The 22,078-nt window shown below is 68.9% G+C and carries 23 protein-coding genes; 6 read left to right on the top strand and 17 right to left on the bottom strand.

The features are described 5' to 3' along the window. Positions 1-433, top strand: a 433-nt coding sequence (locus ML01_RS30775) for a DUF4160 domain-containing protein (RefSeq protein ID WP_254045328.1), incomplete at its 5' end; no start/stop codon positions are given. A 1,259-nt stretch (positions 434-1,692) separates the two neighbouring features. Continuing rightward, complete coding sequence (locus ML01_RS29080; protein ID WP_156427871.1) at positions 1,693-2,589, top strand: hypothetical protein; 897 nt, start codon at positions 1,693-1,695, stop codon at positions 2,587-2,589. 204 nt (positions 2,590-2,793) lie between these two features. Here the strand turns inward: ML01_RS29080 and ML01_RS20020 are convergent, their stop codons facing one another. Further along, positions 2,794-3,237, bottom strand: a complete 444-nt coding sequence (locus ML01_RS20020; RefSeq protein ID WP_058557162.1) for a transposase — start codon at positions 3,235-3,237, stop codon at positions 2,794-2,796. 737 nt (positions 3,238-3,974) lie between these two features. Here ML01_RS20020 and ML01_RS20015 point away from each other — a divergent pair. Then, positions 3,975-6,065 carry an asparagine synthetase B gene (locus tag ML01_RS20015; RefSeq protein WP_058557161.1) on the top strand — a complete coding sequence of 697 codons (2,091 nt, stop codon included), beginning with the start codon at positions 3,975-3,977 and terminating at the stop codon, positions 6,063-6,065. A gap of 26 nt (positions 6,066-6,091) precedes the next feature. Beyond that, positions 6,092-7,759, top strand: coding sequence for an amidase family protein (locus ML01_RS20010; protein WP_058557160.1), 1,668 nt, complete (start codon positions 6,092-6,094; stop codon positions 7,757-7,759). A gap of 12 nt (positions 7,760-7,771) precedes the next feature. Here the strand turns inward: ML01_RS20010 and ML01_RS20005 are convergent, their stop codons facing one another. From ML01_RS20005 to ML01_RS19930, 16 genes are all read right to left on the bottom strand, one after another. After that, complete coding sequence (locus ML01_RS20005) at positions 7,772-9,172, bottom strand: NAD(P)(+) transhydrogenase (Re/Si-specific) subunit beta (RefSeq protein ID WP_058557159.1); 1,401 nt, start codon at positions 9,170-9,172, stop codon at positions 7,772-7,774. A gap of 13 nt (positions 9,173-9,185) precedes the next feature. Beyond that, positions 9,186-9,473 carry a proton-translocating transhydrogenase family protein gene (locus ML01_RS20000; RefSeq protein ID WP_058557158.1) on the bottom strand — a complete coding sequence of 96 codons (288 nt, stop codon included), beginning with the start codon at positions 9,471-9,473 and terminating at the stop codon, positions 9,186-9,188. Between the two features lie 114 nt (positions 9,474-9,587). Next, positions 9,588-9,776 (bottom strand): type II toxin-antitoxin system HicA family toxin, encoded by a 189-nt coding sequence (locus tag ML01_RS19995; protein WP_058557157.1) that lies wholly within the window; start codon positions 9,774-9,776, stop codon positions 9,588-9,590. Next, positions 9,773-9,985 (bottom strand): type II toxin-antitoxin system HicB family antitoxin, encoded by a 213-nt coding sequence (locus ML01_RS19990; RefSeq protein ID WP_058557156.1) that lies wholly within the window; start codon positions 9,983-9,985, stop codon positions 9,773-9,775. The genes ML01_RS19995 and ML01_RS19990 overlap by 4 nt, the downstream gene beginning before the upstream one ends. Positions 9,986-9,988: 3 nt before the next feature. After that, positions 9,989-11,080, bottom strand: a complete 1,092-nt coding sequence (locus ML01_RS19985; RefSeq protein ID WP_058557155.1) for a Re/Si-specific NAD(P)(+) transhydrogenase subunit alpha — start codon at positions 11,078-11,080, stop codon at positions 9,989-9,991. 130 nt (positions 11,081-11,210) lie between these two features. After that, positions 11,211-11,786, bottom strand: coding sequence for a triacylglycerol lipase (locus ML01_RS19980; protein WP_058557154.1), 576 nt, complete (start codon positions 11,784-11,786; stop codon positions 11,211-11,213). A gap of 29 nt (positions 11,787-11,815) precedes the next feature. Next, positions 11,816-12,436 (bottom strand): RES family NAD+ phosphorylase, encoded by a 621-nt coding sequence (locus ML01_RS19975; RefSeq protein ID WP_082674469.1) that lies wholly within the window; start codon positions 12,434-12,436, stop codon positions 11,816-11,818. A gap of 76 nt (positions 12,437-12,512) precedes the next feature. Beyond that, complete coding sequence (locus ML01_RS19970; protein ID WP_058557153.1) at positions 12,513-12,977, bottom strand: antitoxin Xre/MbcA/ParS toxin-binding domain-containing protein; 465 nt, start codon at positions 12,975-12,977, stop codon at positions 12,513-12,515. A gap of 312 nt (positions 12,978-13,289) precedes the next feature. Then, a complete protein-coding gene (locus ML01_RS19965) occupies positions 13,290-15,074 on the bottom strand; it encodes a V-type ATP synthase subunit A (protein ID WP_058557152.1) in 1,785 nt (594 codons plus the stop codon). Beyond that, a complete protein-coding gene (locus ML01_RS19960) occupies positions 15,071-15,706 on the bottom strand; it encodes a hypothetical protein (RefSeq protein WP_058557151.1) in 636 nt (211 codons plus the stop codon). The genes ML01_RS19965 and ML01_RS19960 overlap by 4 nt, the downstream gene beginning before the upstream one ends. Next, complete coding sequence (locus ML01_RS19955) at positions 15,703-16,008, bottom strand: hypothetical protein (RefSeq protein WP_058557150.1); 306 nt, start codon at positions 16,006-16,008, stop codon at positions 15,703-15,705. The genes ML01_RS19960 and ML01_RS19955 overlap by 4 nt, the downstream gene beginning before the upstream one ends. 4 nt (positions 16,009-16,012) lie before the next feature. Then, complete coding sequence (locus tag ML01_RS19950; RefSeq protein ID WP_058557149.1) at positions 16,013-16,369, bottom strand: ATP synthase subunit C; 357 nt, start codon at positions 16,367-16,369, stop codon at positions 16,013-16,015. Continuing rightward, positions 16,366-18,195, bottom strand: a complete 1,830-nt coding sequence (locus tag ML01_RS19945) for a V-type ATPase 116kDa subunit family protein (RefSeq protein WP_058557148.1) — start codon at positions 18,193-18,195, stop codon at positions 16,366-16,368. Before ML01_RS19945 ends, ML01_RS19950 begins: the two co-directional genes overlap by 4 nt. Continuing rightward, positions 18,195-18,992 (bottom strand): hypothetical protein, encoded by a 798-nt coding sequence (locus tag ML01_RS19940; RefSeq protein ID WP_058557147.1) that lies wholly within the window; start codon positions 18,990-18,992, stop codon positions 18,195-18,197. The genes ML01_RS19945 and ML01_RS19940 overlap by 1 nt, the downstream gene beginning before the upstream one ends. Beyond that, complete coding sequence (locus ML01_RS19935) at positions 18,989-19,342, bottom strand: hypothetical protein (protein ID WP_058557146.1); 354 nt, start codon at positions 19,340-19,342, stop codon at positions 18,989-18,991. The genes ML01_RS19940 and ML01_RS19935 overlap by 4 nt, the downstream gene beginning before the upstream one ends. Positions 19,343-19,393: 51 nt before the next feature. Next, positions 19,394-20,203, bottom strand: a complete 810-nt coding sequence (locus ML01_RS19930) for a S1C family serine protease (RefSeq protein ID WP_058557145.1) — start codon at positions 20,201-20,203, stop codon at positions 19,394-19,396. Between the two features lie 356 nt (positions 20,204-20,559). On the opposite strand from ML01_RS19930, the gene ML01_RS19925 reads away from it, so the two are divergent. After that, positions 20,560-20,877, top strand: a complete 318-nt coding sequence (locus ML01_RS19925; RefSeq protein ID WP_058557144.1) for an ATPase — start codon at positions 20,560-20,562, stop codon at positions 20,875-20,877. Positions 20,878-20,945: 68 nt separating this feature from the next. Beyond that, a complete protein-coding gene (locus ML01_RS19920) occupies positions 20,946-22,004 on the top strand; it encodes a V-type ATPase subunit (RefSeq protein ID WP_058557143.1) in 1,059 nt (352 codons plus the stop codon). Positions 22,005-22,078: the final 74 nt, after the last annotated feature.

Below are 22,078 nucleotides of genomic sequence, written 5' to 3'. Positions count from 1 at the left end.
TCTGCGCCCCGCGGGGTGTAACGGGGCGACGAGGTCGGCAGCGGCCTTGGGACAGCGAGCGCGGCGGGTGGGCGCGGAGCGCCGGGAGGCGGTGACACCGCGGGAGCGGTGTCACCACAGAGAGAGTCGTCGCGCCAGTGGCTGCGTTGATGGCGCGGGACAACAGGCGCATTCCTTCGGCCCCCTGCCATGCCCGTCGCTTGACCGGAATGATGATCAAGGCCGGGCTGACATACCGGAGATCACCCGCTTTTACGGCATCATCATCAAGCTGTTCTTCGGTGATTACCCGCCGCCGCACTTCCACGCCGTCTACGGCGAATCTGTGGGGCTGTTCAACATCGAGACGTTGGGAATGATTGAGGGCGATCTACCGCCGCGAGCAAGGAAGCTCGTCATCGAATGGGCCGGCAGCTACCGGCAAGACCTGTAAGACATGCGGGCAACACAGCAGTTCAAGAAACTTCCTCCGCTGCAATGACAGCAACAGCCCCAAGATCAGGAGCGTGGTCCCCAGTGAAGGACACATCCTGGTCGTGACCTTCGACCAATGCCGTCCGAAAGTGCTACGACGTCCACCGTCTCGTGGAGCACGAGATGTTCGCCCCACCGCGACACCCAGCCCTGTTCAACAATGTGCGCGTGGAGCCCGGCGGTTCTGGCGTTTCCTGGGGGCCGGACATCGATATCAGCGAGTATGAGCTGTGGCAGCACGGCATCGAGACCGGCGGCGGCCTTGCGCCTGAGCCAGGGGGAGACAGGCCACGGATCACACTAGATCGCTTGACAGGGTCAGATGCGCACAAATGAGTCAAGTTTTGAACCACGCGTCGGGCTGGTCAGGCGCGTCGCCGACGCGCGGCTGACTGGGACCGCCGGCTTTCCAGCCGGCTCGGCGCCGTCGCGGCTCGATGCCGCGTCGGCGTCGCCTGGGCTGGCACAAGGGCACAAGGGCAGTCGCCCGCCCGGCGGCGCGGCATGGGCTGTCGCCCTGCTCCAGCGGAGCAGACCGCTTAGCCGCTGCTCCCGCGCATAGCGCTGAAAAAACGCCTTGATCGCCTCCGCCGTCAGCTCGCCCAAGCGCTTCGGGCGCATTCGCCTCCACGAACGCCTGGCCCGGACCCTATACCAGCGCCGCGCGCTCTCCGGAATGCGCTCCTCCTCCAGCAACGTCAGGTACCGATCCCACCCGGACGGCGCGCCTTCCTCGCGCCGTCGGCGCCCCGCGCCCCACGCCCCACGCCCCCGGGGGCACGCTCCGCTGCATGACGCAGCGCCCGGGCGCGCGGAGGATGGGTTACCATCCGGGTTTCCCTCTTGCGGTCTTAGGCTTTTTGGCTAGACTACGCCCAAGCAGAATGCTGAACACCAGGCCTAGCCTAACGCCCGAAGCACAGGCTGCGGCCCAAGTAACTGTTGGGCGAAACACGCCGCACCAAGCGACGACAACATCCAGGCTAACGGCCATGGCGACAAGCGCCACCCCGGGGGATGAAAGGCGCTGCTCGCCATGGCCGTTTCCCTCACCCCGGCCCTCTCCCAGAGGGAGAGGGAGATTAAGGAGCGCGTTACGCGCGACTTTCATGGTAACTGATTAGACATTGCATCCTATGGGAGTGAGTTTCCTTCATCAGCCAGAATGGCCACACCCGAACGCTTCAACCTATCTTGGATGGCATAAGGAGCAGAGCGGTGAGTGATATCCAGCGATTCGAGGATCTAATCGAGGAACTACGTGCCATTGATAACGGTCTCGCTCGCAAGGGGGTTAGAGTCGATGCGTTAACCCAAACTATAGAAAAGCTCGAACGACATCAACACAATGTCGAGGCGCTGGAGAATAACATAGCCGCCATTAGGTCAGAAATAATTAAACCAGTTCAAGCCGAACTAATCGAAAACAAGAAGGCAGGCAAATTCTCGATCCTTGGATTCTGGATTGGCGCTCTTAGTATAGTAGTTGCGATAGGAAGCTTGATTTACACGACTTTTTTTGTCGCTCCCACGACCCACCAAGAAATCGTTCACCGGATCGAACAAACGCGCGCCGCGATGAACGAGTTCGATAGGCAGTTCACCGAAAGCTTACGCGGATTGCAATCTTTCCCAGACGATTATGAAGGCCTTCTGGTGAAGGCGTTTTCTGAGGCGGGCGAGAGGTCTGAGATGATCTTGGCTCTAAATGGTAGTATTTCCCCTGACCAAGAAACTCGAACGACTTATGCCGGCCTCGTTTTTTATAACTTGAAGAGGGGGCGGTATCACGATAAGGCACTAGATTTTTATCTGGACCACTTCGACGCCTTACTTGAATACGGGAGGGAGGACGAGATTTTCACGGGCGCTCAGGCACTAGCATTGATCGACCCGCAATTGCTGGGTAGTCGAAAACGGCAGATTGAAGAGTTTTTTTCAAAGATCTTCGGCAAGCAAGGATGGTGCAAGACATCGAACGTATACACGCAGATCGCTAGAGCCTTGCACCATGAAGCGCCCGCAAATACGCTGCCAAAGAATCTAATGAATTCCAACGGATTATTTGATTGCGAACAATTTAATAACTATTGGGTGAAGCAAACTAGCGGATGATTTGGATAAACCCAATAATTATTCGGCGGTCGAAGGGTAGCCCAAGTGAGTGCCCAACATACGCCCTGAGTCGGTCTGTCAAGCTTTTCGGCAAAATCTCTCCACAGGCCACCAACAGGTAAAGGAAAAAGGGGTCAGAGCCGAATGGCGCTAACTTAAGCGGAAATCTCACTGAATCATGCACTTGGCGGCCCCCTTGCCGACTCAGTGCTGCTTCTTCGGATGCCCGTTGCGTCGCACCTCCTCACGCGCCTCAGGCCGCGGCTTGGTCATCAAGGGGAACGGTTTGGGCCGGCGCTTGCGCTGACGCGGCTCGATTCGCCCCGGTCTGAGGCCAACCCGCGGCTCGGCGATGAGCAGCAGCAACCCGTGGATGACCACGCCGTCATGGCTGGCGCCGCCGCGCGCATGCCAACTGATCCAGACCTGCACCGTATGCTTGAAGCTGAGTTGGCGGGGCACCTGGTCGGCGAGCATGGCGGCTTGGGCCATGAGCAGCCGGATCAGGTTGTAGGCCAACAGGTAGGCCCAAAGCCCCTTGCGCGCCATCTCCGGGGTACGGCAGCGCAGCGCCTCCATGCCGAGTGTCGTCTTGATGTTGCGCACGTCGAGCTCGACGTTCCAACGACGCCAATACAGGGTCTTCATTACGGTGACACTTTACCGTTTACACTATTTTTCTTTTCTCTCGTGCCGAGGCTCTGCCTCCGCAAGTCTCTTCGCGGCTCTGCCGCCTTGGTCCGTGCACTGGCGGCAGGACCCGGTGCCGAGGCAGAGCCTCGGCACCAGTGCAACCGGATGCGAGAGAACCGCACGCCCGGTTCTTTGGCGTGGCTCCGGGTGACCGGAGTCCCTGCGCCGGAGGCAGGATCAAGCTGCATGGTAAGTCGTTTTCCAAGCCACAGCCCGTTGCAGTTGTCCACTTTGGTTAATCGGTCGCGTCGAGAAGCCCAACAAGCGCATCGGTCCGACCGCCCGTCGCCGCGCTGTCGCTGCGCCCCGGCGCGGCAACGGGCGGCGCGCCAGCCTTAACGTTATGCTCGTAAACCTGACCGGGCAGAGGATGGCGGTCGCGCTTCAGGCCGCCCGCCGTGCCAGGCGCCGCCGCAAGTCCACCTCGTCCCATGGCACGCGGAAGCGGTCGTCCGGCGTCTGTTCGACGACGCCCCACGCCTTGAGCAAGGCGAGATCCTCGGCGACTTCCGCGGCGTCGCGCGACAGGGCTGCGGCGAGGTCTTGTGCGCCGCTCGGTCCGCGCCCGCTCCGTTCCTCCTGCAGTTTCCAGCGCCTCTCCTGAAACGATGGCTAACACCGCAATGGCGCTTGAGGCAGCCGGGCGGCGCCGCTAGCCTGTCGCCACGGCATCGCAACAGCAGAGGCAGGCCATGTGCGGGTTCTCCGGAGTGCTTTTCGCGGGCGAGCAGGCGCGGGCGGGTTTCCAGCCCGGGCTCGCGGGGTTCCGCCGCGCCGCCCAACGGGTCGCGCATCGCGGCGACACGGAGCACCGGGAGCGGCTGCTAGACCTGGTCTGGCTCAGCCACTTCCGACTCGCCTTCCAGGACGTGGTCGCAGGCCGGCAGCCGATGCCGAGCGCGGACGGCCGGCACGTCATCGTCTTCAACGGCGAGGTCTACAACCACCTGTCGCTGCGCCCGGCCATCGAGCGCGCGACCGGCGTGCGCTTCGTCACCCGCAGCGACACCGAGACGCTGATTGAGGGCTGGTGCGCCTTCGGCGAGGCCTTCTTCGAGCGGCTGGAAGGCGAGTACGCCTTCGTAATCGCCGCCGTGGACGGCTCCGGGCTCGTCGCCCACCGAGACCGCTTCGGCGTGAAGCCGCTGTTCTTGGGGCTCGGCGGCGACGTGGCCACACGGCGCTTCTCCTGCTTCGCACCGAGCTATGACTTCGGCTGTGCGCGGCTGGAATTCGCGAGCGAGATCAAAGGCATCGCAGCGCGCAAGGCCTGGTGCCGGACGGGACTGCTGCGACAGTTCACCGGCCTGTTCGAGCCCATCTGCACGCCCTTTAACGACATCATTCAGGTGCCGCCCGGCGGTGTGCTGTCGGCGCGGCGCGGCGCCTCGGGCCTGGTGTGCAGACTCAACACCTTCCCGGAGCCGATCCGCACGCGAACCAACGGCCCGATGGCGACGGAGGAGGCCTTCGAGGCGGCCATGCAGGCCGCAGTCAGCGAGCGCCTGCTGAGCGACGTGGAGCTCGGCGTTTACTTGAGCGGCGGCATCGACTCCAAGGCCATCGCCTTCGAGCTGGCGCGGGCGAAGGGCGGCGCCGCTGGGCTCAAGTCCTTCACCATCGGCTTCACGCAGGCAGGCTACGACGAGACCGATGCGGCCCTGGACTATGCCCGCTTCGTCGGCCTCGATCCGCACGTGATCCGCATCGACGGCCCGGCGTTGGACTATGCCTACCCGCTCGCGGTGCACGCGAGCGAGCTGGTGCAGCCCTTTACGAACGGCGCAGCCAAGTGGTGGCTCAGCCGGTTCGCCCGCGAGCACGTCAAGGGCGTGCTCACCGGCGACGGCGCCGACGAGGTGCTGTGCGGCTATCCAAGCTACCGCTATGCCAACTGGTGGAAGCATCTGCTGTGGAAGCGCGGGCTGCGGTTGCCCGAGCGCGGGATCGCAGCGCTTCTGGAGGCCATGCCGCTCGGGGCCTTCGCCGTCGACAGCCTGTATGCCCGCCGCTTCGCCGCGCACGGCAAAGACCCCTGGCTGTCGGGCTCCAGCGCCGAGGGCACCGGCGACGACTTCGTGCAGAGCCTGCGCGTCCTCGGCGTGCAGCACCCGCTGTTCGGACAGATCAGCAGCATCGCCGGTGCGCTGCTCGGGGCCGACGCAGCGGAGGCCTGGCTCAGGACCCAAGCCGAGTCCGTGCAGAGCTGGTTCGCCGCCGGCATCGACGACGGTGACGCCCGGCTCACGAACCCGCTCTGGGCGCTGGTGCTATGGCAGAACTACTTCGTGCGCTGCCACCTGCCGGTCTTGATCCTGAACTGGGTCGGCGACCGCATGGAGATGGCCAACACGCTGGAAGGCCGCACGCCGTTCCTGTCGAACCACGTCCGCCGGCTCATGCAGACCCAGCCGGACCGCGCCGTGGTGCTGGGCCTGCGCGACAAGATCCTGCTGCGGCGGACCTATCGGCGGCTGCTGCCGGCGCACTTCGTCGCGACGCCGAAGAAGCAGTTCAACGCACCCCTACTACGCTCCGAGCGGCTCATCGCCGCCTTCGACACCGACCGCGTCTTCGAGCACGCCGGCCTCGCGGAGCCGCAGCGGTTTCCGGCCCTGCAAGCGGCGCTCGCCGCGACCCCGGCCGACGACAGCTACCACCGCGCCCACCTAGGCTCCGCGGTGCAGACGGCCATTGCGCTCAGCGTGCTGCAGCGAACCCTGGTGGAGGAGGTCGAGCTGCCCCGGGACACCGGGTTTGAAACGCGCTACCTGCAACGCTGATGGCTTGAGCGAATCGGAGCACTGCGATGGCGATTGCCCGGCACACAGCACGCACAGCGCCCTGGACGGCGCTGCTCGTGACCCTGGCGGCTCTGCTGCTAGCAGGCCGGTTAGATGCAGATAGACCAGGCAAGGACGCTGCCGGGGCGGCGCCCAATCTCGTCGAGACCACGATTGAGGAGCTGCACTCGGCGTTGCTGAACGGTCGGCTCACCTGCGAGACACTGACCCGGGGCTACCTGGAGCGCATCGCGGCCTATGACCCGCCGCCCGAGGCCGTCGCGGCCAAAGCCCCGGCGCCGCCGCTGCCCATCCCGCTCACCACCGACACCGAGCTCAACGCCATCATCCGCGTGAACCCCAACGCCCTGGCGCGCGCCCGGGAGCTGGATGCGGAGCACGTTCGCCTCGGCCGGCTGCGCCGGCTGCACTGCATCCCGGTGATCCTGAAAGACAACTTCGACACCGCCGACATGCCGACGGAGGCGGGCTCCGTGGCATTGGCCGGCTCGCTGCCGCCGGACGACGCCCACATGGTGCGGCAGTTGCGCGCCGCCGGCGCGATCATCCTGGCCAAGTCGAACATGGGCGAATGGGCCTTCAGTCCCTATCGCACCATCAGCTCCACGCACGGCGAGACCCGCAACGCCTACGACCTCGCGCGCGTGCCGGCGGGCTCCAGCGGCGGCACGGCATCGGCCATCGCCGCCAACCTCGGCGTCATCGGCATGGGCAGCGATACGGGCAATTCCATCCGCGGGCCGGCGTCGCACCTTGCGCTGGTGGGCATCCGCTCGACGCTAGGCGCCACGAGTCGCGACGGCATCGTGCCGCTGCTCGCGAATCGCGACGTCGGCGGGCCGATGCTGCGCACGGTGGCGGACACGGCCCTGGTCTATTCCGTGGTGGCGGGTTACGACCCGGCTGATTCGCTCACCGAGGCCGCCCGCACACACCCGCCCGTGGGTCCGTTGCTGAATCTGACGGCGGACGCCCTCGCCGGGGCGCGCCTGGGCATGCTGCGGGCAGCAGTGGACACGGATACGGCGGACCCGGAGGTGATGGCGGTCTATGCGCGGGCCATTGCGGACCTTGAGCGCGCCGGCGCGACTATCGTGGATCCCATCGAGATTCCGCAGTTCGGCAAGCTCACCGCGGCGACCGGCTTTTGCAGCCGTTTTCGGCACGACCTCGCGCCGTACCTGGCGACCCTCGGCCCGGACGCGCCCGCGAAGTCGCTCGATGAGATCGTCGCCGCCGGCCTCTTTCTGCCGCGCCATCAGCAAGCCATGGACTGGGCGCTGTCCGCCGACGGCGACCCGGCCGCGCAGGAGCCGCCCTGCGTCGAGGTCGCGGGCGACCCGCGTCGCCGGGCATTGTTGGCGGCCGTGCTCGCGGCCATGGATGCCGCTGGTGTGGATGCCCTGCTCTACCCGAGCTGGAGCAACCCGCCCCGGCTCGTCGGCGACGACGAGAGCCCACACGGCAACAACAGCCCGATCGTCGCACCGCATACGGGCCAGCCCGCCATCACCGTGCCCATGGGCTTCACGGCGACGGGGCTGCCGCTCGGGCTACAGTTGCTCGGGCGCCCCTTCGATGAGGGCCGGCTGTTCCGCTTCGCGTTCGCCTACGAACAGGCGACGCGCCATCGAAGGCCGCCGCCGGGTTTCGGCCCCCTGGTGTTGCGCTGACGCAGCAGCAACTCAGTGACCGCCGCCCTTCAGCGCCGTGGCCATGCCCTCGATGGTGTCCTTGGCGTCGCCGAAGATCAGCGAGGTGTTGTCCCGATAGAAGAGCAGGTTGTCGACGCCCGAGTAGCCGGGGCGCATGGAGCGCTTGAGGAAATACACCTGGTTCGCCCGGCCCGCCTCCAGGATGGGCATGCCGTAGATGGGGCTCGACGGGTCCTCCTTGGCGGCGGGGTTCACGACGTCGTTGGCGCCCACCACCAGCGCCACGTCGGCGCCCTGGAACTGCGGATTGACCTCGTCCATCTCCAGCACTTGGTCGTAGGGGATGTCGGCCTCCGCCAGCAGCACGTTCATGTGCCCGGGCATGCGCCCGGCGACGGGGTGGATCGCGAACTTGACATCGACACCGCGGGCCTGCAACAGCTCCATCATCTCCTTCAGCGCGTGCTGCGCCTGTGCCACCGCCATGCCGTAGCCGGGCACGATGATGACCCTGCTCGCATCCTCCATCCAATAGACCGCGTCCTCAACGGAGGCCGACTTCACGCCCTTCTCCGCCGCCACGGCGCCGACGCTGTCGCCGCTGCCGCTGTCGGTGCCGAAGCCGCCGAATATCACGTTGATGATGCTGCGATTCATGGCGCGGCACATGATGAAGCTCAGGATGGCACCCGAGAAGCCCACCAGTGCGCCGACGATGATGAGCAGATCATTGTGCAGCGTGAAGCCGGTCGCCGCCGCTGCCCAGCCGGAATAGCTGTTCAGCATCGAGATGATCACCGGCATGTCCGCCCCGCCGATGGGGATAATGAGCGTGCCGCCGAGCGCAAAGGCGAACAGCGTCATCAACAGCAGCGACCAGATATCGCCGGTGAGCGCGAACTCCACCGCCAGCAGCACCGTCACGACGCCCATGAAGGCATTCAGCAGGTGCTGGCCTTCGAACTTGATGGGCGCACCGGACATGATGCCCTGCAGCTTCGCGAATGCGATCACCGAGCCAGTGAAGGTGATGGCGCCGATGACAATGCCGGCGGAGAGCTCGCCCATCAGCACCGAATTCAGCGTGCCGGCCTGGGCGCGGTTGACGAAGGTGCCGATGGCCACCAGCACCGCCGCCATGCCGACGAAGCTGTGCAGCGCCGCCACCAGTTGCGGCATCGCCGTCATCTGGATGCGCAACGCAATCACGATGCCGATGACGGCGCCAAGGGTGCCCGCGACGAGAATCAGCCCATAGTCCTGCACCTGCGACCCGAGCAGGGTGGCACCGAGCGCAATGGCCATGCCGAGCATGCCGAGCATGTTGCCGCGCCGCGCGGTGGCCGGGTGGGTCAGACCCTTGAGCGCAAAGATGAACAGCACCGCCGAGATGAGATAGGCGATGCCCTGCTGGTTGAGTGTGAGCTCCATTGCCGCGCCCCCCTTACTTGTTCTTTTTCTTGAACATCGACAGCATCCGGTGCGTCACCAGAAAACCGCCGAAGACGTTGATGCTGGCGAGCAGCACGGCGATAAAGCCCAAGCCCGAGGCAAACCAGCCCGCCTCGTCCAGCCCGGTCACGAGCAACGCCCCCACGAGCACGATGCCGGAAATGGCATTGGTCAGCGCCACCAGCGGCGTATGCAGCGATGGGGTCACACCCCAGACGACGTAATAGCCGATGAAGCAGGCGAGGACGAAAACGTAGAGGGCAGTGAGGGATTCGGACATCCGGTTGGCTCCAGTAAGGTTGTTCTTCCCGTCGATGGTCGGCGTTGCTGACGCATGCAGGGTGGAATCGGTGATCGGCTCACGCGACCGCGTGAAGGCTTGCTGCGCCCTGGATCAACCGTCTGTGTCGATGCCGAGATCCTTGCAGATCTTGTCTGCAAGCTGGTTATCGACCTCGCGGTGCCGCGGGACAGCCGTCCGACGGCGGCTGATCGGATGCCACCACCAGGAATGCTTCGCCCCTTCCCGCAGCAGCTCGCACCCGTTCGCGCGCAGGTGCTTCAGCAACTGCGCGCGCTTCATATCGCAATGCGTTCCTCGGTGAAATCGGAGCCGGCATCGCGCAGCGCATCCTGCCGGTTGAATTCGAGCGCCTCGCGCAGAGTGATGGCCAAAGTTTCCAGCAGATCCTCGCGGGTGTGCTCCTGGCAGTTGACGCCGGGCACCTCGGCGATCCAGCCGAACCACCATTCGCCGGTGTGCTTGACCACCGCCGTGTACTGATTCTGCATGGGTCAGCCTCCCAGAATCATCGCCTTGGTGATCTCGTCCTGCGTCAGATCCTTAAGTGCCAGCCCGGCGTCGGTCTTGTCCACCATGATCTCCAGCAGGTTGGCAAGATTCTTCGCATAGAAGGCACTCGCGTCCGCCGGCACCATGGCCGGGTAGTTGGTATGGCCGACGATGGTCACGCCGTGGCGCACGATGACCTGATCCGGCTCGGTCAGCTTGCAGTTGCCGCCCTGCGCGGCGGCCAAATCGACGATGACCGAGCCCGCGCGCATGCGCTGCACCACCGCCTCGGTAACCAGCTCCGGGGCCGGCCGGCAGGGGATCAGCGCCGTCGTGATGATGATGTGCGCCTTCGCCAGCTCGTCCGCCAGGAGCTGCTGCTGCTTCGCCTTGGCCTCGTCGGAGAGCTCCTTCGCATACCCGCCCTCGCCCGCACCGCTCTCGCCGAGATCAAGCTCGATGGGCTTGGCGCCCAAGGACTGGATCTGCTCCTTGGTTTCCGGGCGCACGTCGTAGGCGTAGACGTCGGCCCCCAGCCGGCGGGCCGTCGCGATGGCCTGGAGCCCCGCGACGCCGACGCCGAGCACCACCAGCCGCGACGGCTTCGCGGAGCCGGCGGAGGTCATCATCATCGGGAAGAAGCGCCCGTAGCAGGCCGCCGCCTCGATGACGGCGCGGTAGCCCGCGATGTTGCTCTGCGAGGACAACGCGTCCATGGACTGGGCGCGGGAGATGCGCGGCATGCGCTCCATGCCGAGCACGGTGACGCCGTTCTCGGCCATGCGCCCGAGCAACGCATCGTCGCCGCAGCTCTCGATCAGGCTGATGTAGACGGCACCCGAGCGCACGGCCGCCGCCTCGTCGTCGGACGGCCGTCGTACCTTGAGCAGGATATCGGCGTCGAAGCAGGCGGCGCGCTCGACGAGCTGGACACCAACGGCCGCGTAGGCGTCGTCGGTGTAGTGCGCGGCAACGCCGGCACCCTGCTCAAGCAGCACCTCGAAGCCGTGCTTGATGAGCTTTTGCGCCACCTCCGGCGTGGTGGCGACGCGGGTCTCGCCGGCGACAGACTCTTTTGGAATTCCGAGCTTCATGGGCGGGTGGCGGCGGTGCTAGTTGTGTTCTCGGCCGACGGCGAGCGCCGACGCATGGGCGCCGCATTATCGGCCGTGCCCAGACCGATCTCAAGGAACGCTGCGGCCCGCTTACCGGTGCTGCATCAATTCAAGCGCTCGCGAGCGCCGCCGCCAACTCGGCCAGCAGGTCCTCGTGCCAGAGCATGCACGGATGGCACAGCGCCGGGATGCGTCGGCTGTCCGCAAGGTCCCAGTCCGCGCTCGCCTGGGGCACGATCACGGCATCATACGGCGTCCAGTAGGCGAAGAGCTCCAGGTGGGCCAGCCGGTCCACCGTCGTGCCGAGCCGTGCGAGGAAATCGCTGCCGGGGCGCATCTGCTTCGCGCCCACGCCCGGATAGCCATAGGCCCAGAGCGTGCCCTGCATCGGCGCGGAGATGGCCACAAAGCGGTCCACCCGCGCATGGCCGCCCAGCTCCTGAAGGTACCAGCGCGACACCAGCCCGCCCATGCTGAAGCCCACGAGCGCGAAGGGCGCGTCGGCACCGAAGGCCGCGTCGATCTTGCCTTTAAGCTGCTCGGCCAGCGCCGGCAGCCCGTCCCGGCCATCGTTCGGGGTCAGCGACGGCGCCAGGCACTGGTGCCCGCGCGACTCCAGGTACGGCTGCAAGACCTTGAACTTGCTGCCGGTGTCGAAGATGCCGTGGACCAGGACGACGCGCATGGGAGGGGCTAGGGGCTAGGGGCTAGGGGCTAGTGAGGCAGAGCCTCAGACCGATCAGGGCGCGGCGCCTCTTCTTGCGCAGCCCGCTCGTCGGGGCATGGAAACAAGGGCCAAGGGCCAAGGGCCGAGGCGGGGCTCCCTTGGCCCTCGGCCCTCGGCCCTCTGCCCTCGCACCGCTCAGCCGCGCCGCCACGCCCCAGCAGCCGCAGGTCCGTCACCAGCGGCTCGGGCTCGCCGATGCCGATGCGCTCGAAGTCCGCCTGCGCCGGATTCAGCAGATAGTTGGTCTCGCTGGGAATGACGGTGCTCGGCACGGCGAGCACGGCGGTCTCTCGCCGGGCGAGCCAGTCGGCGCCGATATGGCGGAGGCGGTCGCGGCCGGTGGGCTCGCGCCAGTCGGCCGGCAGCTCGTCGGCGCGGATGTGCCGGATGGCGAGGTCGGCCGGGATTTCGGCGGGGATAGCGACATAGCGGGCGCGCAGCGGCTGGTCCTGCACCAGCATCTCCAGCATGGCCAGCGATAGATTGCCGGCGGTGTAGACGACGGCCCGCCCCTTGGGGTTCCAGCGACCGCCCCATCGGCGGGCGCCGTCGCCGGTGAAGGCGGTGCAGGCGAAGCGGGCGGTGGTGAGGCGCCAGGTGCGGGGCATTGTCTATCTCGCGCCGAGGTTCCGCAGCGGCAGGAGCGGACTGCGCCAAACGGCGCTGCCCGCCTTGCCGGTGCTGCTAAGCAAACACGCCGTGCTCGATTCGCCCCAGCGTGTCCATGACGCCCTCGGCGCCGATGTCGGTGTCGAGCAGGCTCAAGGGGGTGGCGCCGCCCAGGGCCGCGTTGGCGGACTTGAGCCAGTCTATGGCGGCGGCGGGCTCCTCAAAGACCTGCTCGGCACGGGCGATGACGCGGGCGAGGCGCACGAGCCGCGAGGACTCCTCCGCGTGCAGCCGGCCCTCCTGCTTGCGCCGGGCGAGCGTGCGCTCCGGGATGCCGACGGCGGCGGCAATGTCGGCCTTGGCGAGACCTGCATTGCGGGCCAGGGCGTCCAGGGCCGGCGCGGGCAGACCGCGGCGGATCAGGTCGACCCACTCGAGCTCGGAACGCGGCACGCGGGCAAGCACGGCGGCGCCGCCGAGGAGGTCATCGGTGGTCCGGTTCGCCTCGTAGGCAGGGCAAGCAAGCTCGGCGATGTGCATTCTGGCTGCTCCGACTGTCATTTGGCAGGAAGCCTAGACCAAAATGGCGGAGATGGCTACTTAGAGGGCCGAGGGCCGAGGGCCGAGGACCGAGGAACCATCCCAGCACTCGGCCTAGCTCCTAGATTGCTTGACGGCGCCAAATGCTTGCAGATGCGTCAAGTTTGGAAGGGGCGTCGAACTGGCCAGGTGCGTCGGGATCGAAATCGGGATCGGTCGCCACTCGGTTCGATGTCGATTTCGATAGCCATGCGCATGAGTTGTCGGTCTGCGGCGACGCCTCCCTAGCCCCTAGCCCCTAGCCCCTCGCTCCTAGCTCCTAGCTCCTTCCCCAATCAAACGCACCGTTTCGCTCAGCTCGCGATCCAGCTCCGAGAAGCGCTCCCAGTCGCCCTCCGGGATCTCCTCGCCCATGCGCATCAGCGCGCGGAACACGGGCGCCTCGGCGAGCCGCTCCGGCGCGACGCCATCGGCGAGCAACGCCTCACCGGCGTCGATGAAGCTGCCGATGAGGCGCATCATCACCGCCTGGCGCTGCGGCGTGGCGTAGCGGTCGATGTCCGAAAAGGCGGACTGGCGCAGGAAGGCCTGGTTGATGAGCTGCGCCGACACCAGCGTCAGGCGCTGACGCGGCGGCATCGCATCGCGGCCGATGATGCGGGCCATGCGCTCCAGGCGCGCCTCGTCCTCCAGCAGGGTCAGGAAGCGCCGGCGCAGCGCCTCCCAGCGCGTGCAGCCCTCGGTGTGCCACCAACGCGCGAGGCCCCGGGCGCTGTCGCTGTAAGACGTGAGCGGATGGATGGCCGGATAGAAGCGCGCCTGCGCGCGGCGCACGTCGAGCGCCCACAAGCAGCCGACGTAGCGTCGCGTGTGGTTGGTGACGGGCTCCGAGAAGTCACCCGAAGGCGGGCTCACGGCGCCCATGACGCTGACCGAGCCCGGCGCCCCGGCAAGCGTCTCCACCCGCGCCGCGCGCTCGTAGAAGTCCGCCAGCCGCGAGGACAAATAGGCCGGATAGCCGCCCTCGCCAGGCAGCTCGCCGAGGCGCCCGGACACCTCGCGCAGCGCCTCCGCCCAGCGGCTGGTGGAGTCCGCCATGAGCGCGACATCGAGCCCCTGGTCGCGGAAGTACTCGGCCACCGTGATGCCGGTGTAGATGCTGGCCTCGCGGGCGGCGACGGGCATGTTGGACGTGTTGGCGATGACGACGGTGCGCTCCAGCAGCGGCCGGCCGGTGCGCGGGTCTTCCAGCTCCAAGAACTCCGCCAAGAGCCCCGCCAGCTCGTTGCCTCGCTCGCCGCAGCCGACGTAGACGATGACGTCGGCGTCGCACCACTTGGCGATGGTCTCCAGCAACACCGTCTTGCCGGTGCCGAAGCCGCCCGGGATGGCCGCCGTGCCGCCGCGGGCGATGGGGAACAGGCAGTCCAGGATGCGCTGGCCCGTGAGCATGGGCTCATCGGCCGGCAGCCGCTTCGCCACCGGCCGCGGCAGCCGCACGGGCCAGCGATGCGACAGCGCAATGTCGTACTCGCCGCCGTCGTCGGTGCGCACGGTGCAGATGGCGGCGTCCTCGGCAACGCAGCCGGCGTCGGCCAGCTCGACGACCTCGCCGGGCGCGGCATCGGGCGGCACCAGGCAGCGCTGGCGCAGGCCTGCCGCCGGGGTCTCGGCCGCGTCCGGCCCGACATCGCCGACGATCGCCCCGGGTGCCACGCGATCGCCCACGGCGAGCCGCGGCGTGAAGCGGAAGCTGCCGGGCGGCGCCTCGCGCATGCCGGGCCGCACCCGGGCGGCGTCCACGCTGCTGTCCTCCACGCCGATGGGCCGCAGCAGGCCGTCGAAGATCCGCCCCAGGATGCCAGGGCCGAGCCGGATCGACAGCAAGCGCCCGCTGCCCTCCACCGGGTCGCCCGGGCGCAGGCCCGAGGTGTCCTCATAGACCTGCACCGTAATCTCCTCGCGGGACACGCGGATGACCTCGCCGAGCAGGCGTGCGTCGCCGACGACGACGGCCTCGCGCAGCAGGAAGGCGCCGGTGGAGGCGGCGCGCAGCACAGGGCCGCTGATCCAGGTGGTCGTGGCGCGGGCGTTCATGCGCGCTCCTCCGCTTGGGTGTTGTCGGCGGCGCGGGCGGCCAGTGCCAAGAGCCGCGCCTCAATGCGCGCACGGTCCTGCAGTAGACCGGCGACGCTCATGTCCAGCACCGCGCCGCCGGCGGCGACGACCAGCCCCGCCGCGATGTCGCCGTCGGCGCGCAGCGCGGGCTCCGGCAGCCCGGCATCGCCGAGGCGCGCGAGGGCCGCGGCGCGCTCCTCCTCCGGCCAGCCGGCGGCGTGGCGAATGGTCCAGCGCGCCCGCGGCAGCCGGCGCAGCGCCTGCTCCAGCGTCGTCTCCACCCATTGCCGGCGGCTCGCGGCGACGGCCCAGCGCTCGCCGAGCTGCTCGCGCAGCCGGGGCCACGCGGCGGCGAGCAGCGCCGCGTCCGCGGCCTCGCCAAGGCGACGCTCGGCCGTCGCCCGCTCCGCCGCGGCGGCCCGCAACAGGCCCTCCGCGCGGCTGCGCTCGGCGACGACGCGCCGGTGCAGCAGCGCGCGCTCGCGCCGGTGGGCCTCGTGCGTGATGGCCGCCGCGCGCTCGGCGGCCTCCGCCAGCAGTTGGTTGCAGGCCTTGTCGCGCTCGTCCTGCACCAGCTTGAGCAGCGCGCGCTCGCGTTCTTCGGTATTCATTCCGCCAACCCAAGCTGACGTTTCAGCGCCGCCATGCGGTCCGGCGGCACCACGTGCCCGAGGATGTCCGCGACCACCAGCATCGGCGGGCGCTGCTCGGCAATAGCCGTGTCCCGCTGCGCCGCCGGCAGCGCCGCGGCCTGCGCCGCGGTAATGACCACGAGCGCCACGTCGGCATCGGCGCGCAGGCGCTTGACCAGCGCCGGCGTGTCCGCCGCGGCCGGCGTGTGACAATCCGCACCCGCGAGCCGCCAGCCGGCGGCGCTCACCGCATCACCGATGAAGACGCAGCGCCCGGCCATGGCGCTAGAGCCTGTTCAGGATCAGCACCGAGACGATGAGGCCGTAGATCGCGATGCCCTCGGCGAGGCCCACCAGGATCACGACGCGGCCGAACAGCTCCGGCTTTTCGGTGAGCGCGCCCACCGCCGCCGCGCCGATGGTGGCCACCGCGTAGGCCGCACCCAGGGACCCGATGGCGGTGGCCGCCGCCGCCGTCACGAAGCCCCAACGCTGCACGCCCGGGTCGATGATGCGCTCCGTGATGGCCACGACATCGGTCTCGGCGAAGGCCAAGGGCTGCCACATCAGCAGGCTCGCGAGCGCCGCCACCAACACGGCGGACAGGAACAGCGATGCGGCGACGAAGACGGACTTGGTCATGAGGGACCTCCGGTGACGACTGCGGGGGGCGCCGGCAGCGGGCTGAACACCCGGCCGGTGCCGCGAAGAAAGCGGTTGAAGAGCTCAAACAGCACCAGCCGCGTGGTCTGGATCGACACGACGAGCCCCTCCAGCAAAATGATCAGGACGTTGCCGGCGATGAGGATGATCGGCGCCGCCCAGCCGGGGGCGGCAACCGCCATGGTCACGATGGCGGAGGACAGCGCGGCATGGGCCAGCGCAAAGGCACCGACCCGCGCGAACGACAGCGTGTTGGTGAGGAGCTGCAACCCGTTCTCGGCGAGGTGCCCAAGCGCCGCCAGCATCCCCAGTAGCCGCTGCGCCCGCGCCCAGCTCCCGATCACGTACCAGCCAAGCCCGAGTAGCGCCAACCAGCCGCCGCCCACCCCGGGCAGGGCGAGCATCAGCACCAGCCCGAGGTACAGCACCAGGAGCCCCGCATCCACCTCCACCCAATGCCGCAGCCGGCCCGCGCCGCGGGCGCCGAAACCGGCGAGCAATTGCCCCAGCGACAACAACAGTACGGCGAAGCCGAGGGGCACCGCGAGCACCGTGAGCGGCTCCTCCAGCGGATGCAGCCAGAGCGCCGGGATCAAGTGCTCGACGCCGAACACGCTGCCAAACAAGAAGCCGAACAGCGTTGCCGACGCCCCGCACAGCACCAGCAGCCGTGCGGCGTCGAAGCGGCGCATGAGCCAAACGCCGACGGCCACCAGCACCAGCCCCTGCCCCACGTCGCCGAACATATAGCCGAACAGCAGCGGCACGACGACGGCGAGCAGCGGCGACGGGTCCGCCTCATCGCCGCCCGGCACGCCGAGCGCCCGCGCGAACAGCTCGAAGGGCCTGATCCAGGGCGGGTTGCGCAGCACCAGCGGCGGGCGGGCGCCCGGCGGCGGCGGGGCGAAGCGCAGCAGCGCGCGGGTGCCGGCGCGCTCCAGCGCTGCCGTCAGCGCGGTGCCCTCGAGGTCATCGGTCCAACCCGTGATCCAGGACAGGTGCTCGCCGGCACACTCGAGACCGCCGACCCGCCGGCTGAACCAGTCGAGCCACAGCACCTCGCCCAGGCTCGCATCAAGGGCGTACTCGTCGAACAGGCTGTCGAGCTCCGCGGTCAGGTGCACGGCACGCCGCGACAGGAAGCTGCGCCGGGCGCGGATGCGCGCGTGCGCCGTCACGGCGTCGCCGCGCAGCCAGCCCGGGCGCACGACGATGCGCCCCTGCTGCGCCTTGACCCGCGCCTTGGCCGCCTCCAGACGCTCCGCGGGGGCCAGGATCATCCAGCAGTCCTCCGCGTCCCAGGGCACGGAGCGGGCCAGCGCCGGCGCCGGCAGGTCCAGCACGGTGCCGCCAGGCAGGATGGCGCAGAAGGTGCCCAGCAGCGGGCCGGACGCGGTGATGCGCGAGAAATCCAGCATGCTGCCGCGCAGCTTGCCGATGATCTGCTCCAGCCACTTAAGGCCGGTCAGCTCTTCCTCGACGGCCTGGAGCTGGTCGATGAGTGGGTCCGCCTCGCACCGCCAGGCCTCAATGCGACCGAGCGCCCGCTGCATGACCTGCGTCGGCGCGCTGCCGAGCGGCCCACGCCGCAGCCGCCCGCGCTGCCAGTAGCGCTGGTAGCGCGGCAACAGGCGCTGATACTCCGCGAGCCCCGCGGCGATGTCCCTGAGCGGTTCGTCGGCAGCGTCCGGGCGGCGCAGCTCCAGCTCCACGGCGCCGGTGCGCGCAAGCTCCGCCAGCGTGCGCACGGATTCCGTGCGCGGGCACAGCACCTCGAACCAGCGGGTGGCGAGCGGTCGGAACATCAGGCCGCCTCCACCGTGCCAAGACCCGCGGCATCGGCCGGGGTCGCCGCGAACAGCGCCCGATCCAGCAGCGCGCGGCGCAGCCGCTCCAGGTCGAGCGCAACGAGCGCGAGGTACACGAACGGCGCCGCAGGCGACAACCCCAGCCCATGGAACCGGAACCGCAGCCGCTCGCGCAGTTGCTGGCGCAGCGTCCAGGCCGCGGGCGGGCTGGCGCGCCGAAAGGCGTCCAGGTGCTTGCCGAACAGCGCGACGAGCCCTTCCAGGTCCGCCCGCACCGCGGCCGGCGCGTCGGGCCAGCGCTCGCGCCAACCGGCGAGCCAGACCTCGGCAACCGGGTCCGGGGACTGCGCATCGAGCAGCGGCGCGATGCCCGCCACGTTCAACGGCCGCGTCTGCCAGGCGCCGTCGTCGTCGAGCAGCGCCGCCACCGCCGGCAGCAGCACCGCCCAGTGCGGCAGCGCGTGGCCGGCGCGCTGCTGCTCGAACAGCGGCAGCAGCGCCGCCCAGCCGGTCCAGGCGACGGCGCCCTGCCAGGGCGGCGGCACGAAGCCGCGGACGGCGTCGATCTCCTCGCCCAGCAGCCCGCGCACCCCGGCCTCGATGTCGTGCGCCGTGCTCGCGGCCGAGAAGCCCTTGACCCAGTCCCGCAGCGGGCCGACGCGGGCATCCTCCAGCCAGGCACCGAGCGCGCGGACGCCGCTCAGGCGCCGCCAGTCAGTCTCCGCCGCCAGGGCCGCGTAGCGCGCCTGGATGCGCGCCTGCGCCAGTGCGAAGCCGCGGCAGACCGCGCTCACGGGCTTGGCTCCGCGTCGCCGCCGCCGGTCAGCTCCGCCGCGAGCCGCGCGGTGAGCCGCGCCACGGTGGCCGTATCAGGGCCGGCGGCGGGCGGGGCGCTCGCGGCCGCCGCGGCAAGCTCGGCCAAGCCGCGCTCGATGCCGCGGTCGGCGATGTGGTTCGCGGCCTGAATACGCCGCTCGGCCCGGCTGGCGATGGCGCGGGCGGCGCGCCCGGCGGCGGCGACCTGAGCGCGCGCGCGCTCCCGGCAGTCGGCGATGGCGGCCCGCGCCTCGGCCTCGGCGTCGAGCACCCGGTTGAAGGCCGCGTCCACGGCTTGACTATCGATGGCCCCATGACGCTCGGCCATGTGCGCCCCCTCTGTGCTTATGTTGTTCTCGTTGTGCCGCGCCGGCCCTGCTCAGCGTAGCCCGGCCTTCGTCATCAGGTTGCGCACATGATCGACGGGGATTGCATAGCTGATGCCGGACGGCTCCTTGATGGCGGACTCGCGCGTGCGCTTCACGTAGACGCTGTTGATGACCCCGATGACGCGCCCCGTCTCGACATCGAACAGCGGGCTGCCGCTGTTGCCGGGATAGGCCACCGCGTCGAGCTGCAGCACGGAAAAGGGTGCCGACAGGCGCTTGATCATCTCCGGCGTCAGCTCCCTGCCGGAGCCCACGGGGGACGCCACCGGCGCGATGGCCGCCACCGTCGCGCGGTGCGTGGCCGAATACAGCCCGAGCGCGTTCACGAGCGGATAGCCGGTAAACGCCGCCCACTGCCCCTCGCGGATGTCGGCCGTGCGCCCGAGCGCGACGGCCGGCAGCGCGGCGCCCTCGAAGCGCAGCAGCGCCAGGTCGTGCTCGGCGTCCCGGGCGATGAGCTTCGCGGGGCGCATTTCGGTGCGATTGCCGGCGGCGGGGCGGTAGACGGCAATGGTTTCGCGACGGTCTGCGTCGAGCTTGGCGGGCACCACGTGGGCATTGGTGATGACGTGGTTCGGCGCCACGACGAAGCCCGTGCCGCGCGGCTGCTGCTGGGTGGCGCGAATGGCCATATAGGTACCGATGGCGACAACGCTCTGCTTCATCTTCGCGGCAGTCGCGGGCAGGTCCGCCGCGACCGGGAGCGCCGCCAGCAGCAACAACGCGCCCGCAAGGCGCAGTGCCGCCCGGCCCTGGCTGCGCGGGCTGGCGGTGGAATGGATCGGGCTTGGTTGTGGCATGCTGGGCACCTTGTCCCCTCTGATTGGAATATTAGTACAAACTCATAATCTCAACCTGGGACAGCGGCAACCCCGGTGGCGCCGAGCGCAGGCCGCGGACCCCGGCGCCCAGGCTCCCCGACGGACGCGCGCCGGCGCATGACCCGCGTCAACGTGCGCGGCGTCGACGGACCGGAGGCAGCGACGGCACGCCGAGCGCCCGCATCCGCGCCTCGGCGGCGACTGATCCACGACAAGCGCGCATGCCGCGACACTGGCCAGAGACGGCCCGCATTGGCTACTCTGCGCGCCTTGGTAGCCGGCGGCGCTGCCGCTGCCGCCGCCCGCCTCAAGCCCGCACACCGCCGGAGCCCCTGATGGACGACATCCTGCAACGTCTGCTCGACGCCGAGATGCGCGCCGAAAGCATCGCGCACACGGCGGAGCAGGAGCGCGAGCGCATCATCCAGGCGGCCGTCGCCGACGCGCGTGCCGAGGACCAGCGCTTCACGACGCGCATCCCGGACCTGCACCGGAGCTTCATCCGCAAGGCCGCGGACCGCGCCGATCAGACCATCGCCGAGCTCAAGCGCCGCTACGACGAGCGGCACGTGCAGCTCCGCAACGTCGCCGAGGTCCGCGAGCAGGACGCCCTCGACACCGCCTTTGAGCTCCTGATCGACCCGGCCCGCTGAATGCACGCCCGCGCCAGAGCCGCGCCCCGGCCGCACCGCCGCGCAGAGCACGCGCCGAGCCGCCGCGCATGAGCACCAGCAGCCAGGCCTATCTCAATACCCGCGTCACCGCGATGGCGACGCGGCTCTTTGATCCGGACGCGTTGCGCCAGGTCGCCGGGCTGTCGCTACCCGAGCTGGCCGAGCGCTTCGGTGTGCAGCCACTGCTCGAGGAACAGCTCGACGCCCGCACCAAGGCCCGCGCCGTGGAGCAGGCACTGATCCACCGCTTGCTTGCGGACCTCGCCGTGCTCATCCGGCCCATGCACGCCGCCGAGCGCAACCTCCTGCTGACCTGGGTGCGTAAATACGCGCTGTTCAATCTGAAGACGCTGATCCGCGGCAAGCTCTATGAGCTGGATCAGGACGAGATCCGGGCGAACCTGTTCGACCTGCCGCCGCGCGTGCGCCTGCCGCATCAGGAGCTCTACCGCGCCGAGAACGTGCTGGAGCTGCTGCGCGCGCTGGAGCGCGGGCCGCTGCGCATCATCGCCCGGCAGGCGCGGGAGTCCTACGAGCAGCGCCGTGACCCCTTCGTGCTGGAGGCCGCGGTGGACCAGCGCTACTTCGCGGAGCTGGCACGCAGCGCAGAGCTGCTGCGCGGCGAGGAGGCCCAGGCCGTGCAGCAGCTCGTCGGCGCCATCCTGGACCGCACCAACCTGATGTGGCTGTTGCGCTTTCGCTTCTCGTTTCGGCTCTCACCGAGCGAGACCTTCTACCAACTGGTGCCCTCGAAGCGGCTTCTGCACCGCGACCGGCTGCTGGCGCTCGCGAACATCGACAGCTTTGAGCAGGTGATCGAGGCGCTGCCGGCGCCGCTGGACCGCATCCTGGCCGGCAGCCGGAACCTCATCGACGCGCAGCACCGCGCGGAGGCCTATCTGGTGGCGGAGTGCCGCCGCGCGCTCGCCGGCAGCCGGTCCGCCGTGAGCCGGGCGCTGGCCTACCTGGTGCTGCGCGAGCATGATCTCTTGCTGCTCTACGCGCTGGTGCAGGGGCGCCTGCTCGGCCTGCCGCAGCAGGTGGTCGAGATCGCCATCGACCTCGCCGACCCGGACTGCCCGGTCGACGCCCGCGCCGCCGCCTGACGCGCCCGCACCGCGCCTGTACCTCAACTACTGCAAGACCCGATGCCCCCGATCCCGATCAACGCCGACAGAGT

The organism is Thiohalocapsa sp. ML1 (assembly GCF_001469165.1).
GTDB lineage: Bacteria > Pseudomonadota > Gammaproteobacteria > Chromatiales > Chromatiaceae > Thiohalocapsa.
This window is presented reverse-complemented; position numbering and strand designations above follow the sequence as displayed.